At 72.1% G+C, this 14149-nt stretch carries 16 protein-coding genes; 8 read left to right on the top strand and 8 right to left on the bottom strand.

Translation table 11 applies throughout. The features are described 5' to 3' along the window. The first annotated feature begins 25 nt into the window (after positions 1-25). Positions 26-661 carry a hypothetical protein gene (locus tag ACFVQ3_RS16685; RefSeq protein ID WP_387641371.1) on the top strand — a complete coding sequence of 212 codons (636 nt, stop codon included), beginning with the start codon at positions 26-28 and terminating at the stop codon, positions 659-661. 550 nt (positions 662-1211) lie between these two features. Here ACFVQ3_RS16685 and ACFVQ3_RS16680 read toward each other — a convergent pair. Next, the gene (locus ACFVQ3_RS16680) at positions 1212-1889 is read right to left on the bottom strand and encodes a PAS and ANTAR domain-containing protein (RefSeq protein WP_387641368.1); all 678 of its coding nucleotides are present in this window, start codon (positions 1887-1889) and stop codon (positions 1212-1214) included. 617 nt (positions 1890-2506) lie between these two features. On the opposite strand from ACFVQ3_RS16680, the gene ACFVQ3_RS16675 reads away from it, so the two are divergent. Then, the gene (locus ACFVQ3_RS16675; RefSeq protein ID WP_387641366.1) at positions 2507-2704 is read left to right on the top strand and encodes a hypothetical protein; all 198 of its coding nucleotides are present in this window, start codon (positions 2507-2509) and stop codon (positions 2702-2704) included. Between the two features lie 52 nt (positions 2705-2756). Further along, positions 2757-3518 carry a class I SAM-dependent methyltransferase gene (locus ACFVQ3_RS16670; protein ID WP_387641364.1) on the top strand — a complete coding sequence of 254 codons (762 nt, stop codon included), beginning with the start codon at positions 2757-2759 and terminating at the stop codon, positions 3516-3518. A 105-nt stretch (positions 3519-3623) separates the two neighbouring features. On the opposite strand, the gene ACFVQ3_RS16665 is transcribed toward ACFVQ3_RS16670, so the two are convergent. Next, positions 3624-3863, bottom strand: coding sequence for a hypothetical protein (locus ACFVQ3_RS16665; RefSeq protein WP_387641361.1), 240 nt, complete (start codon positions 3861-3863; stop codon positions 3624-3626). Between the two features lie 154 nt (positions 3864-4017). On the opposite strand from ACFVQ3_RS16665, the gene ACFVQ3_RS16660 reads away from it, so the two are divergent. Continuing rightward, positions 4018-5001 carry a DUF2804 domain-containing protein gene (locus tag ACFVQ3_RS16660; protein WP_387641359.1) on the top strand — a complete coding sequence of 328 codons (984 nt, stop codon included), beginning with the start codon at positions 4018-4020 and terminating at the stop codon, positions 4999-5001. Between the two features lie 95 nt (positions 5002-5096). After that, positions 5097-5663 (top strand): pyridoxamine 5'-phosphate oxidase family protein, encoded by a 567-nt coding sequence (locus ACFVQ3_RS16655; protein ID WP_387641356.1) that lies wholly within the window; start codon positions 5097-5099, stop codon positions 5661-5663. Between the two features lie 13 nt (positions 5664-5676). On the opposite strand, the gene ACFVQ3_RS16650 is transcribed toward ACFVQ3_RS16655, so the two are convergent. From ACFVQ3_RS16650 to ACFVQ3_RS16640, 3 genes are all read right to left on the bottom strand, one after another. After that, positions 5677-6261, bottom strand: coding sequence for an ASCH domain-containing protein (locus ACFVQ3_RS16650; protein ID WP_387641353.1), 585 nt, complete (start codon positions 6259-6261; stop codon positions 5677-5679). 67 nt (positions 6262-6328) lie between these two features. Next, a complete protein-coding gene (locus tag ACFVQ3_RS16645) occupies positions 6329-7477 on the bottom strand; it encodes a sensor histidine kinase (RefSeq protein WP_387641351.1) in 1149 nt (382 codons plus the stop codon). After that, complete coding sequence (locus tag ACFVQ3_RS16640) at positions 7474-8148, bottom strand: response regulator transcription factor (RefSeq protein ID WP_387641349.1); 675 nt, start codon at positions 8146-8148, stop codon at positions 7474-7476. The genes ACFVQ3_RS16645 and ACFVQ3_RS16640 overlap by 4 nt, the downstream gene beginning before the upstream one ends. Positions 8149-8283: 135 nt before the next feature. Between ACFVQ3_RS16640 and ACFVQ3_RS16635 the strand changes: the two genes are divergently transcribed. After that, positions 8284-9009, top strand: coding sequence for a M15 family metallopeptidase (locus ACFVQ3_RS16635; RefSeq protein ID WP_387641346.1), 726 nt, complete (start codon positions 8284-8286; stop codon positions 9007-9009). A 7-nt stretch (positions 9010-9016) separates the two neighbouring features. On the opposite strand, the gene ACFVQ3_RS16630 is transcribed toward ACFVQ3_RS16635, so the two are convergent. From ACFVQ3_RS16630 to ACFVQ3_RS16620, 3 genes are all read right to left on the bottom strand, one after another. Next, positions 9017-10834, bottom strand: a complete 1818-nt coding sequence (locus ACFVQ3_RS16630) for a glycoside hydrolase family 2 protein (protein ID WP_387641343.1) — start codon at positions 10832-10834, stop codon at positions 9017-9019. Positions 10835-10909: 75 nt separating this feature from the next. Continuing rightward, positions 10910-11323, bottom strand: a complete 414-nt coding sequence (locus ACFVQ3_RS16625) for a hypothetical protein (RefSeq protein WP_387641340.1) — start codon at positions 11321-11323, stop codon at positions 10910-10912. Positions 11324-11362: 39 nt separating this feature from the next. Then, positions 11363-12958 carry a methyltransferase domain-containing protein gene (locus tag ACFVQ3_RS16620; protein ID WP_387641337.1) on the bottom strand — a complete coding sequence of 532 codons (1596 nt, stop codon included), beginning with the start codon at positions 12956-12958 and terminating at the stop codon, positions 11363-11365. A gap of 137 nt (positions 12959-13095) precedes the next feature. Here ACFVQ3_RS16620 and ACFVQ3_RS16615 point away from each other — a divergent pair, with 137 nt between their 5' ends. Together ACFVQ3_RS16615 and ACFVQ3_RS16610 are read left to right on the top strand one after the other, a co-directional pair. After that, the gene (locus ACFVQ3_RS16615; protein WP_387641335.1) at positions 13096-13470 is read left to right on the top strand and encodes a VOC family protein; all 375 of its coding nucleotides are present in this window, start codon (positions 13096-13098) and stop codon (positions 13468-13470) included. Then, positions 13467-14054, top strand: coding sequence for a TIGR03086 family metal-binding protein (locus tag ACFVQ3_RS16610; protein ID WP_387641332.1), 588 nt, complete (start codon positions 13467-13469; stop codon positions 14052-14054). Before ACFVQ3_RS16615 ends, ACFVQ3_RS16610 begins: the two co-directional genes overlap by 4 nt. Positions 14055-14149 lie beyond the last annotated feature (95 nt).

The following is a 14149-nucleotide window of genomic DNA, read 5'->3' as shown; positions in this document are numbered from 1 at the left end:
CCTGGGTGCAATCGGCGCCTTCTTGGTGGCCTGGTTTGTACTTGCCGTCACGCTTCGCCACGAACGCAAGCAGAACCTTGCGGCTCAGGCGGAAAGTCAGAGACAGTTCGCCGGTCAGCAGGGGCTTGCTCGAGAGCAGTTCACTCAACAGCAGGAGCTAGCTCGCAAACAGTTCCAGGATCAGCAAGATGTCGCCCGAGAGCAGTTCGCAAGCCAACAGAAGCTCGCCCAGCAGCAACTGCAGGTCCAACTTGACGAGGGCAGAGAGCTCGCTCGATGGCAACTTCAGTTGGCCGCCTTTGCGGACGTCGCGAGCACGGCCGGCGAACTATTGAACGCGTCTGACGAGAAGGGAGCACACGCGGCCTCCGCCCGACTCACTCTCGAGACGAATCGCTGGTCGATGTACGCAGCGAGTGAGATAGATGAACTCGACTTCCTGGTCGTCGTCGCCCAGGCGGCGCAGGTTGCCACGCAAGAGGCAATGGAGGCCGGTAAGGCCGCCAGAAAAGACCCGTCACCTGCCGCCTATCGGGCTGCATTTGCGGCCGGTCGAGGGCCGCGAGTTCTGATGGCGCTTGTCTCGCAGGGCACGGCTTGGCATCGCTCCCCGCTTCGCCGACAGGCCAACCTGGAGAACATCAAGGCCGCGATGGAATGAGGGTCCGTTTTCGCTGCCATTGCAGTGATTTCGAGGGGCAGGGGGTCGCAGATCCCGGAGGGAGAGGACGGTACCGGCGGGCACAGCCCAAAACGGATATACCCGTATTTTCTGGTGAGCCGGCCCGAGACCCGGTCACCACGGCTGCGTGGCTGGACCCAGGTCCGGGCCGAACGCCGCGGACCAGCCCGCGAAGGCCCGGACGTCGTCGTCATCATCGAACGATGAGAGCCACCGGTCGATACCCGCGATCGCCTCGGCAACCGAACGCCCGCGGGCCCGCACGCGGGCATGGAGCTCGTCGCGGTCGGCTCCAGGCGCTCGGCCGCGACCCCCGGACTGCTGCACGTGCAGCAGAATTGCAGCAGCCAGAGAGTAAACCGCACTTGACCTTGCTGGATGGCGGAGCCGCTGGCGCGTGAAGAAACAGCCTCTGACCTGCAAGAACATGGAGTGGGCTGAGCGGCACTAGACGGCACTGAACCAGCCAGAAGGCACTTTTAATCCGTAGGTTGTGGGTTCGAGTCCCACGGGGCCCACCGTCCTGACCTCACCGCACCGGCCGCTTCCCCTCGAAGAACCGGTCGAGGTCGGCCCGCCGCAGCGCGCCTGCGACCCCGCCGGCGGTGAGCTCTGCGACGAGACGTCGCGACAGGTCGCGCAGGGGTTCGTTGTTGACGCTCGAGTGGTGGCACATGAGGTCGAACGCCTCGCCGGCGGGCAGCCCGTAGATCGCCATGACGGCGCCCTTGGCCTGCTCGATCGTGGAGCGGCTCACGGAGGACGCCCGGATCGCGGCCGTGGCCTCGCGCTGGGCGAGCTCGCGCTGTGTCGTGGTGAGGTCGATGAAGTAGCCCGAGACGTGCGTGGTCTCGCCCGTGCTGCGGTCGATCCGTCCGCGCCCGACGACGCCGAGCGTCCGCGTCCGTCCGTGCGCGTCGACGATGCGGTGGACGGAGCTGAAGGGTTCGCCCGTGGTGACGGCGGCGAGCAGGACGTCCTCGACGCGTTCGCGGTCCTCGGGGTGCTTGTGCGCGAGCATGAGCGCGGTCGTGGGCATGATCTCGCCGGGCCGGAAGCCGTGCATGGCGTACAGCTCGTCGGACCACCACCAGCTCTGGTCGGACAGGTCGAGGATGAACTGGCCGACGGCCTGTGGTGCACCGCGCAGCAGGGCCTCGGCGAGCTCGGGGTCGAATCGGCGAGACGGGTTGTACGAAGTGGTCAAGTAGGCCCCCAGGGCATGGGAAAGGAGCGGGCCTACTTCCAGACTCCTCGGTGATACTAGCCCGGATCCGTTGCCTCACCTGCGGGGACGGCCTGACGGCGCAGCGCCTGTCGGGAGGGCGCGGACGTCGCGCAGCGCGCCGGTCGGGGAACGACGAAGCCCCCGTCGGCCGGGGCCGATCGGGGGCTTCGTGAACGTTAGGTGGTGGCGCGATGCAGGGGGTACTTCGCGCCACCGAGGAAGACATTACCCCCTACCGAGGGGGGTTGACGAACCGCGTTCGGATGGCGGGCGATCGGATGCACTCCTTCCGATCTAGCTCCCGGGCTCTCCGAGCAGGGCGCCCTCGCGTCGTCGCCGATCGCCGCCGCGTGGGGCTCGTGGCGCCACCCGGCCGGGCACGGGCCCCCTCCGCCCAGCGACCGTGCGCGAATGACGACTGACTCGCACGTCCCATGCATAGAGGGGGTGACGTCCCACTCAGTGAGCACCGCCCGGATTCCCAGGATCGACACCTAGGGTTCCACCTACGGCCCGCCCCTGTGTGGCATAAAACACCACGTACCAGGAGGTTCTTCGAATTGCGGGCAGCGACCTCCTATGTGCAGAGTGGGACCATGGTATGGGTTACGGTAGGGCTGGTTCTCGTGGTGCTCGGCGTATCGCTCGCCGTGCGCGCCGCGTGGGCCGTGCGTGCCGGTGAGCAGCGCGGGCACTCCAGCACCGGCGGCCACGGCATGGGCATCGCCCTCGGCGCAGGCATCGCCTTCTGGGGCGCGGTGATCACCACCATCGCCCTCCTCGTCGACAACTGACCGTCAGGACTCGGCTGACCGCGTCCTTCCCCGACCTGTCAGGATCGAAGACATGAAGCGATCCTTCGACGACCTCGTCACCGAAGCAGCGTCCGTCTCCGTCGACGGATGGGACTTCTCCTGGCTCGACGGTCGCGCGACCGAGCAACGACCGTCCTGGGGCTACGCCCGCTCGATGGGCGAGCGCATGTCCACCGCGAGCGCGGCCCTCGATCTCCAGACGGGCGGCGGCGAGGTCCTCGCCTCGGTCCCCCGTCTGCCACGACTGACCGTCGCGACCGAGGGCTGGCCCCCGAACGTCCTCCAGGCCACGAGACTCCTGCACCCGCTCGGCGTCGCGGTCGTCGCCGACACGGACGAACCGCCCCTGCCGTTCGCGGACGAGGCCTTCGACCTCGTGGTCAGCCGGCACCCCGTGAAGCCGTGGTGGTCCGAGATCGCTCGCGTCCTCGCCCCGGGCGGCACGTACTTCGCTCAGCACGTCGGCCCGTACAGCGTCTTCGAGCTCGTCGAGCACTTCCTCGGCCCGCAGCCCGAGGAGGTCCGCAACGGCCGTCACCCCGACGACGACCGTGCCGCGGCCGAGGCGGCCGGCCTCGAGGTCGTCGACCTGCGCTTCGAGGAGCTGCGCACCGAGTTCTTCGACGTCGGTGCGGTGGTCTACTTCCTGCGGAAGGTCGTGTGGATGGTCCCCGGGTTCACCGTCGAGGAGTACCGCCCGCAGCTCGCCGCGCTGCACGAGCAGATCGAGGCCGAAGGCCCCTTCGTCGCGACGACGACGCGCTTCCTGGTCGACGCGCGCAAGCCGGGCTGACCGCCGGGGCGGGAGCGCCGCCGTCGGGCCTGGGAGGTGGCGGAGAGGTGTCGCCGTTGACACCCCGGGACCACCGGCGTCAGCGCCGGTGGGGTCAGGGTGGGCTCAGCCGCCGAGCCCCGCGCTCCCCCGCGTCAGGTCCCCGAGCGCCGCGAGCGCCCGGCGCTTGCGGTCCGCGGGGTCGATCGTCCGTTCGTCGCCGGGGTTGGCACGGCGCACGGGCTTGCCTGCGCGGTCGGCGGACTCGACGGTGCGCGGCATGCCGGGGGCTCCCGCCGCCCGGGTCGACCGGGAGCGCCGGTGCGGGGTGCTCGGGGCGAGGAAGTAGGGGCGTTGGGTGCTCATGGGCTCTCCTCGGGTCGTCACCGCCCCGCTGCCGGGGCCGTGGTGTCGATCCTGGAGCACTGTCGTTTCGTCCGTGTTGCGAGCGCAGGACATCGAGGTGTCGTCCGCGCGACGGCGCGGTCACCGGCCGACCACCGGCCAGTAGCCTCCTCGCATGACGACGCACGAACGCGAGATCACGTCCCCGGTCGACCTGTGCCTGCCGGACGGCAGGCTGAACCCGGACGCGGTCGGGTGGACGCGGACCCCGTTGCACCGCGCGAACCTGCGCGGGTGGGGTCGGACCAAGCGCTGGGAGTACTGGGGCGTGATGACGCCGACCCACGTGGTCGGGATCGTCGCGTCCTCGATCGACTACGCGGGCGTGCACGGCCTGTACGTCCTGGACCGGGCGACGGGCGAGGAGACGGTGACCGACGTCGTCGTGCCCCTGGCACGGGGTGCGATCCTGCCCGAGCGCAGCGGCGTCGGCCGCGTCGAGGCGCGCGCGAGGGAGCTCGCGATCGTGATCGAGCAGAGCCCCGAGACCACCCGCATCAGGGCGGCGTCCCACGACGTGCGCCTCGACCTGACCGTCCCGCTCCCGGCGGGGCACGAGTCGCTGGGTGTCGTCGTCCCGTGGAGCGACCGGCTGTTCCAGTACACGGTCAAGGACGTGGCCCGTCCGGTGCACGGCTCGCTCACGGTGCGCGGCGCACTGCACGACGTCAGCGCCGACGACTCGTTCGCGGTCCTCGACCACGGTCGCGGCCGCTGGCCGTACGCCATGACGTGGAACTGGGCTGCGGGCAGCGGGCACGGTCGCGGCATCCAGCTCGGCGGCAGGTGGACGGACGGCACGGGCTCCACGGAGAACGCCCTCCTGGTCGACGGGCGGATCCACAAGATCGGGGCCGAGCTCGACTGGACGTACGACCGCACCGACCTGCTCGCCCCGTGGCGCGTCTCGGGGGACGGCGTCGAGGCGGTCTTCACGCCCTTCCACGAGCGGGTCGCACGCACCGAGCTGCTCGTCGTGGGCAGCGAGACGCACCAGTGCTTCGGCACGTGGTCCGGCTACGCGCGGACGGACGAGGGCGTGTGGGTGGACCTCGACGGGCTGGTCGGCTGGGCCGAGGAGGCGCGCCAGCGCTGGTAGCCGCACCGGTGGCGCCCGGTGCCCGACGGCGCCGCTCGTCTCACATACGGACCGCGCCTCGGCGAGGCACGCGGCCCGGTGCCAGACTGCGGCCCATGGCGACCGTCCACGACGAGATCACTCCCCGGCTCTCCCGCTTCGTGCTGTCCCAGCCCGTGTTCTTCGTGGGCACGGCCCCTCTGGCGGGTGACGGGCACGTCAACGTCTCGCCCAAGGGCATGGGCGGCACGTTCGTGGTGCTCGACCCGCACCGCGTCGCGTACCTCGACTACACGGGCTCGGGGGCAGAGGTCGCGGCGCACCTGCAGGAGAACGGTCGCATCGTGGTCATGTTCTGCGCGTTCGAGGGACCGCCCAACATCGTGCGCTTCCACGGGCACGGCCGGTACGTCCTGGCCCGCACGCCCGAGTTCGACGCGCTGCGGCCGCTGTTCACCAAGGAGCGCGAGTCGGGGCAGCGCGGCATCGTCGTGGTCGAGGTGGACCGGGTCTCGGACTCGTGCGGGTTCTCGGTGCCGCTCATGGACTTCGTGGCAGACCGTGACGTCCTGGACCGTGCGCACGAGCGGCGCGAGCCGGAGTACTTCGACGCCTACTGGCAGAAGAAGAACGCGACGAGCATCGACGGGCTGCCCGGCGTGGACATCGCACCGCTGGGCTGAGGGGCGTCGAGCGCTACATCGCGTCGAGGTACGACCGGCCGCGCGGCGAGATGCGGTACCCCACGGGCAGGCTCTCGGTCAGACCGAGCTCCTTGAGCCGCCGGACCCGGATCTTGAAGTAGTCGCGTTCGACGCCGATCGACGTCGCGAGCTCGCGCGCCACGACCTCGGGGCGGGCGACGATCAGCTCGAGGTAGTCCCTCGTCCATGCCGCGGGCGCCGCCCGGTCCATGCGGGCGAGCCTCGCCCGGAGCGCCTCGACCTCCTCGGCGGACAGGTCGGCCTCCTCGCGCAGCGCGATGCGCGGGTCCTCCCCCACGAGCCGCAGCCCGATCCGGTACAGGTCCCCCTCGCCCTTGGCGGCGACCCAGGCGAGCGCCGCGGCGGCCGAGCGGAAACCGGCGGCGCGCGCGTCGTCGTCGGGCAGGACGGGGACGCCGGCCACCTCCGGGACCCGCTCGATCGACGTGACCTCCACGACCCCGATCCGCGTCCTCATCCGCCCGCCCGCGCGCACGCGCGGCGCGAGCCAGCGGCGGTACGCGAGGGACACCGTGCCGTCCTCGAGCCCGCTGAGCGTCTGCCGGGTCAGCAGCATGCCTCCAGGGTACGAAGACGGGCCGCGGCGTGCAGGGCGGCACCTGGGTGCCCGCCCGCGTGCGCCCTCAGGAGACCGCGCGGACCGCAGCGACCGGCCGCGCCCCGCGCGGGATCACGACCCGCGCGACCACTCCCCCGCCAGGACGGGGGGTCAGGCTCAGGCTCCCGTCGTGCAGCTCCACGACGCGGGAGACGATCGCGAGCCCCAGACCGTTGCTGCTGCGGTCGGTCACCGCGTCGTCGCGGGTCCTCGCGACCGCACCGACCTGGCGGGCGAACGGCTCCAGGGCGACCCTGAGCTCGTCGTCGGTCAGGACACGGCCGCTGTTCTCGACGGTCAGGACGACGAGCCCCGCGTCGACCAGGGTGATGCGAGCCCACCCGCCCTGGGGCAGGTTGTGCCGGACCGCGTTGCGCAGCAGGTTGTCGACCACGCGCGCGAGGAGGATCTCGTCGCCCGGCACGACGGCGGGCGCGACGTCCACCTCGACGCGCACCCCCCGCTCGGTGGCCTCGCGCGCGACGTCGTCGACGGCGTCCTCGACGACGACGTCGAGGTCGAACGGCGCTCGGACGATCGGCGACCTGTCGAGGGCCGCGAGCTGCAGGAGCGCCGCGACGAGGTCCGTGGCGCGCCGGTTGGTCACGTCGAGGCGGTCGAGCAGGCGCGGGAGGTCGACGGCGTCGGGCTCCTCGCGAGCGACGTCGAGCATGCTCTGGGTCACCGCGAGCGGGGTCCGCAGCTCGTGCGACGCGTTGGCCGCGAACCGCTTCTGCGCGGCGAACGCGCGCTCGAGGCGTTCGAGCATGGTGTCGAACGTGTCGGCCAGGTCCGTGAACTCGTCCCGCCCGCGGCGCGTCTCGTGGGCCGCGACGCGGTGCGACAGGTCACCCGACGCCGCAGCCTGCGCCGCGGCGTTGAGGTCGACCAGCGGGCGCAGCACGCGCCCGGCGACGAACCATCCGCCGACCGTCCCGACGACGGCGAGCACGCCCATCGCCCCGGCGCAGGCCTGGACCAGCGCGTCGAGGATCTGGCCCCGCGACGCGATGGCGAGATGGGCGTCCGACGGGTTCGCGGCGGTGAGCGGGTAGTTCGGGACGAAGCGCATGACGGCGTACACGATGACGGACATCGCGAGTCCCGCGGCGAGCAGGAACGCGACGTAGCTCAGGGTCAGGCGCAGCCGGGCCGTCTGGCGGAAGAGCCTCACCGTGCCTCGTCGCTCGGCGCTCCGACGCGGTAGCCCACGCCCGGCACCGTGTGCACGACCCAGGGGTCGCCCAGGCGCTTGCGGAGCGTCGAGACGGTCACCCGGACGGCGTTCGTGAACGGGTCGGCGTTCGCGTCCCACGCACGTTCGAGCAGGTCCTCGGCGCTCACCACGCCTCCGTCGGCCGCCAGCAGGACCTCCAGGACGGCGAACTGCTTCCGGCTCAGGCGCACGTGCTCGCCGTCCCGGTAGACCTCCCGGCGGAACGGGTCGAGCCGCAGCCCGGCGGCCTCCAGCACGGGTGGGAGCGGGGCCGGGCGGCGCCCCAGCGCCCGCACGCGCAGGATCAGCTCGGGCAGCAGGAAGGGCTTGGTGAGGTAGTCGTCGGCACCGATCCCGAAGCCTCGGGTCTTGTCGTCGAGCGAGCCTGCCGCGGTGAGCATGAGGACACGGGTCGGCAGGCCGCGGGCCACGATCGACCGGCAGACGTCGTCGCCGTGCACCCCGGGCAGGTCTCGGTCGAGCACCACGACGTCGTACGCGGTGTGGCTGAGCTTCTCGAGCGCCAGCTCGCCGTCGAGCGCGACGTCGGCGGCGACGGCCTCGCGCCGCAGCCCGGTCTGCACGGCCTCGGCCAGGAACGGCTCGTCCTCGACGACCAGCACCCGCATCGATCCTCCACCCGCTCGTCGGTCCGGCCCCTCCGACGGCGGGCCTGTCCCGCCAGTCTAGGAACACGGGCATGTCGAAAACGTCTGCAAAAAGTAAGACGCCTGGACAACATCCCACCGTGTGCAGTGGTCGACATGGACACACGTACCCCGCCCCCCTCGTTCGCCCCGGTACCCACCAGCGCGCCGCCGCTCGACGGCCCGCCCCGACCTCCCCGCGTGAGCGCCAGGAGGCGCCGCGCCGCCGTCCTCGCGACGGCCGTCACGGTCCTCGCCGTGGTGGCGGCGCTCGCGTGGGCCTTCCTGCCCGACGCCGACCGCGGCCTGCGCACGCTCGTCGCCGACACGCTGGGCACCGAGGAGGCGGGGGACGGCGCCAAGGCACCGGATGCCGCGCCCGGGCCCGCGGCCGCGCCGGCCCTCCCCGCCGAGGACGACCCTCGCCAGGAGGACGACACGATCGACCCGTTCGACGACCAGCACCCCGCGATCGCCGGGCTCGACGAGGACCTGCGCGCAGCGCTCCAGGCCGCAGCGCAGGACGCCCAGGCGGCGGGCGTCGACTTCTGGGTCACGTCGGGGTGGCGCAGCACCAACTACCAGCAGAGCCTCCTCGACCGCGCGGTCGACCGGTACGGTTCGCTCGCCGAGGCCCGCAAGTTCGTCTCCACGCCCGAGACGTCCGAGCACGTGCAGGGGCGGGCCGTCGACATCGGGCCGACCGACGGCGCGGACTGGACGATCCGCAAGGGCGCGCGGTACGGCCTGTGCCAGACGTACGCCAACGAGATGTGGCACTTCGAGCTCGCCACGACGCCGGGCGGCACCTGCCCGCAGCCCCTCCCGGACGCGGCGGGCTGACCCGCCGTCAGCCGAGCCGCAGCTCGGCGTTGACCGCCCGCACCAGGTCGGCCGGGAGCTTCGCGACCTCCCGGTCGTACGTCAGCAGCCCGTTGGTCTCGTCCTCGACGTCCGAGAGCTGGGTGTAGACCGTCGCGGCCAGGCCGTGGGCGATCGCGGGCACGACCTGCTCGCGGTGCAGCGCCTCGAACGCGGCACCGAGCGCCTCGCTGTCGGCGTACGTCGCGTACCCGAAGTCCTTCTCCCCGGCGACGTGCCCCTCGACCCGCAGGTTGTAGCCGCCGTACTCCGACAGCACGAGTGCCCGCCGGTCGCGTCGGGGCGGCACCCGAAAGGGCTTGAAGTACACGTGCAGGCTCCGCAGGTTCCCCGCGCCCTGGTCGTGCCAACCGCTCGCGTGGTCCACCGACCGGGTGGGATCGAGGGCCTTGACGCGGGCCGCGACCTTGACCGCGTCGAACTGCCCCCAGGCCTCGTTGAACGGCACCCATACGGCGAGCCCCACGGCGTTGCGCAGGTGCTCGACCGTCGCGTCGACCTCGCGGAGGAACTCCTCGCGTCCCTCGGCGTCCCCCCGGCCGAACAGGGCGTGGAAGCGGTCGCTCAGGCGCAGCGGCACGAGCACGGGAGCCTTGACGACCGCGGGCCGGTACGGCCCTCCCCCGTTGACCATGTCCTGCCACACGAGCATCCCGAGCCGGTCGCAGTGGTGGTACCAGCGCAGGGGCTCGATCTTGATGTGCTTGCGCAGCATCGTGAAGCCGAGGTCCTTCATGGTCGCGATGTCGTGGACCATGGCCTCGTCCGACGGCGCGGTGAGCAACCCGTCGGACCAGTACCCCTGGTCCAGGACCCCGGCGTGGAAGTACGGCTCGCCGTTGAGCAGCAGACGCGGGACCCCCTGCGCGTCGGGGCCGACGCCGAACGACCGCAGCCCCGCGTAGCTGCGCACCTCGTCGTCGCCGAGGGTCACGGTCACGTCGTACAGGTGCGGGTCCTCGGGCGTCCACGGGTGCGGGTCCGGCACGGGGACGCGGGCGACCACGCCCACAGGCGCGTCGACCTGCGCGACGAGCGTGGCGCCGTCGTGCACCTCGATGCGCGCCACAGGTACGTCCTGCCCGACGCCGCCGCCCACCCCCGCGGGCGTCTCGCCCGCGTGGACGGTCACGTCGAGGCGGCCGCCCGGGAGGTCGGGCACGAGCGTGAGCCGGGCGACGTGCAGGGCGGGCACGGCCTCGACCCACACGGTCTGCCAGATGCCCGACTGCGCCGTGTACCAGATGCCGCCCCGCGCGAGGTTCTGCTTGCCGCGCGCGTGGAAGCTGGTGTCGCTGACGTCGGTGACCTCGACGAGGAGCTCGTGCGGCTCGCCAGGCGCACCGGCGAGCGCGTCCGTGACGTCGCACGCGAACGGCAGGTAGCCGCCGGTGTGCCGCCCCACCTCGACCCCGTCGACCAGGACGCGGCACGACTGGTCGACCGCGCCGAAGTGCAGCAGGACGCGCCCACCCTCCGGCACGAACCCGTCCGGGAGCGTGAGGCCACGGCGGTACCAGAGCGCCTCGTCGGGCTGGAGCTGGCGCCCCACCCCGGACAGCGGCGACTCGGGCGAGAAGGGCACGACGATCTCGCCGTCGAACACCTCGGGCGGGGTACCACCCAGCGAGCCCACCGGACCGAGGCCCTGCACGGTGAACGCGTGGTCCCACACCCCGTTGAGGTTGAGGTAGCTGTCGCGGGCGAGCTGCGGGCGCGGGTACTCGGGCAGCGGTGCGTCGCGGTCGAGCGTGGCGGTCCAGCGGGTGGGCAGAGCAGCGCTCATGCAGAGGATTCCTAGCGACGGCGAAGCGGGACAGGGCAAGGGATCAGGAGTATCACGGCTCCGACTACGACGCCTCTAGGCCAGCAGGATCACCGCCCCGCACAGCAGCGCGCCGCCGATCAGCGACACCAGGGAGCGTCGGGCTCTCCGGGCCGTGAGCCTCGCGGGCCCGGCACGAGAAATCTCCGGCCGCACCCCGGGAAGGAAGATCAGGACGACGGCCGACAAGGCTGCGAGCCCCGCACAGGACAGCAGCGAAAGACGAAGGGCGCCGAGCGATCCGGAGGTGACCAGCTCGATCGACCCGAACGCCGCGGGCAGGACGACCAAGGCGCCCAGGAAGGCCGTCGCGACCGCCCCGAACGGTCCTGCTCGATGCTCCCAGGGCCTCGCCTCGAGCCCGTGGATCGCGCGATATCCACGGACCAGGGCCGGCAGGGCCAGGCCGGCGCTCACGACGAGCAATCCAATCGCGAGGAGCGCCGTCAACGTGGGACTCCTCCACCCGACGTACGCCGTCCCACCGCCCTACGCCCCGAGCACCGGTCGGCGCGCAACCGTCAGCACGTGCGTGTCGGGCCACTCGACGGAGTCGCCCGTAACCGCGTCCGTGAGCGACGCCACGGGGTCGAACGAGTGCTCGACGAGCCACTCGTTGCGCCACGACCCGCTCTCGGGGCCGAGCTCGAAGCCCGCGCCGGTGAGCAGGCCCTCCCACGCGTCGCCGTCCAGGTCGCAGAACCGCTCGTGGCACTCGGACAGCCAGTTGTCGGCGTAGTCCTTGGTCGTGAGGAACTCCATGGCGTCGCGCAGCGTGAGCCGGAACGTCCCCGACCCGACCTCCTCGACCGCGAACGCCGCACCGGACAGGCGCGGGAAGTCGACCGCGAACTGGCGCATGCGCGCGGCCGTCGAGAGCCCGCGGACGTGCGCGGTGACGTCGGGACGCGACCACTCGTCGAGGTCCGTCACGACCCCGGGGCGCGCGCCGTCGTCGTCCCGGAGGTTCAGGTGCACCAGGCGGTCGCCGTCCGCGGGCCCGCACACGTCGCTGTTGATCCACACCCCGCCCGGGCGGGTGTGGACGAACGTTCGGCGCGCGAACCGCTCGACGTCGGTGACCCCGTCGCCGTACGAGGAGATCTCGTGCGTGAGGGCGATCGTGACGGTCGTGTCGACGCTGCGCTCGGGCATGACCTCGCCGCGCAGGATGTTGGCCTGCACGAACCACACGTTGGGGTTCGCGAACACGCCCTGAGTCTTCTTGTGCTCGGCCTCGGCGACGAGGTGGCGTGCGACGTCGACGCCGAACAGGTCCGACTCGTGCAGGCGCGGCTCGGACGCGACCAGTTCGAGGAGCCCGCCCGTCGCGCACCCGATGTCGACGATCCGCCCGGGGAGCACGTACGGACGCACCTGCTCCCACTTGCGGCGCGACGCGTCCTCGAACGCCGCGGCGTACGTCCGGTAGTCGCGCGTCGCGGTCAGGTCGCCGTCGCCCGAGACGACGGGGTCGGCGAAGACCTGGACGATCTGCGCCTCGAGCCCGTAGCGCCGGAAGAAGCCCGGCACGACGGGGTGCGCGACGTCGGTCCACGTCGGGTCCCCCGCAGCAAGGCGCCCGACGGCGTCCCACGGGCGGGCGGGGCCCTCGCCCTGGGCGTCGGTCGCGTCGAGCTCGACGCCCACGACCCGGTACCCGAGCCCCTGGTAGGCCGCGATGACCTCCGGGGTCGAGCAGGCCACGACCGTGTCGCGCGGGTCGAGCGTCACGGCGTGGCCGGTCGCCGTCTCGACCGTGGTCGCGACGAGGTGCGCGAACCGCGGGTGCGGGGCGACGTCCGGGACCGGGACCACGAGGCTCGGCAGGTGCTCGACCGCCGTCACGTGCTCGATGAGCGCCTCGCGCCGGTGCCCCGGGACCGGGTTGCGGCGCGTGCCCGCATGGTTCGCCGAGGTCACGGCCCACACGACCACCGCGTCCGGGGAGCAGCGGACGGGGACGCCGTCGAGGTCGCTCACCAGCCCCGCACGCAACGCCCGCAGGTAGTCGACCTGGAAACGGGTCACGAGGTGGTGGCGCCCCGGGAAGAGGACATGACGGACGAGCGGGGTCGAAGGCACCCGGGTACCTTCGCGTGCCGGTGGGGTCCGTCGCAAGCGGGGAGCCTCCCCTCGTCACCGTCGGCGTTCCGTGCCATCGTGGAAGAGGCGCCGACGACGCCGCCCCCTGTGGATCTGCCGTGGACAAGGAGCACCCGATGGTCTCGACGACGAACGCATTCAGCAGCTTCTCGGTGAACGACCTGGACGCCGCGCGGGCGTTCTACGCCGACGTCGTGGGCGTCGAGGTCGACCAGACCCCCATGGGCCTGGACCTGCGCCTCGGGTCGGGCGGGCACGTGTTCGTCTACCCCAGGAAGAACCACGTCGCAGCGTCGTTCACGGTCCTCAACTTCGGGGTCGACGACGTCGAGGCGGCCGTCGACGAGCTCGTCGCGAAGGGCGTCGAGTTCGAGCGCTACGTCGGGTTCGACCAGGACGACAAGGGCATCGCCCGCGGTCCCGAGGGCCCGGCGATCGCCTGGTTCAAGGACCCGGCGCGCAACGTCCTCGCGATCCTGAGCAACCCGTGAGCACGGCGGTCTCGTCGCACGAGCACCTCCTGGCGGCGCACGGCGACGCGATCGGGGCGTTCGACCACCTGGTCCGGCGGGTCCAGGACGACCAGTGGGACCTGCCCACGCCGGACGACGAGTGGAGCGTCCACGACCTCGTGAACCATCTCGTCTCGGAGCAGCTGTGGGCGCCCGAGCTGCTCGCGGGCAGGACGGTGGCCGACGTCGGCACGGTCTTCGACGGCGACGTGCTGGGCGACGACCCGATCGACGCGTGGATCGACGCGTCGACCCAGTCGCGCGAGGCTTTCCTGGCGCCCGGCGCCCTCGACCGCGTGGTGCACCTGTCCTACGGCGACGCCCCGGCGACCGAGTACGCGCACCAGATGACGTTCGACCTCACGGTCCACGCGTGGGACCTGGCCCAGGGCGTCGGTCTCGACGCCGACCTCGGCCCCGGGCTCGTGTCGTTCGTCCTGGGCTACGCCCAGCGCCGCAAGGGCATGTTCGCGGCGAGCCGCCTGTTCGCGGGCCCGCTCCCCGTGCCCGACGACGCGCCCGACCTCACGAGGCTGCTCGCCCTGGCAGGGCGACAGGCCTGAGCCCCGCGGCCGTCCGGGGGGACGACGACGGCGCCCCGGCCTGGGTGGGCGGGGCGCCGTCGTGTGGTGCGTGGGCCGGGCTGGGGTGCTGCCCG

The organism is Oerskovia sp. NPDC057915 (genome assembly GCF_042887685.1).
In the GTDB taxonomy this organism is placed as follows: Bacteria; Actinomycetota; Actinomycetes; order Actinomycetales; family Cellulomonadaceae; genus Oerskovia.
The sequence above is the reverse complement of the archived record's forward strand: the minus strand, read 5'-3'. Positions and strand labels throughout refer to the sequence as shown.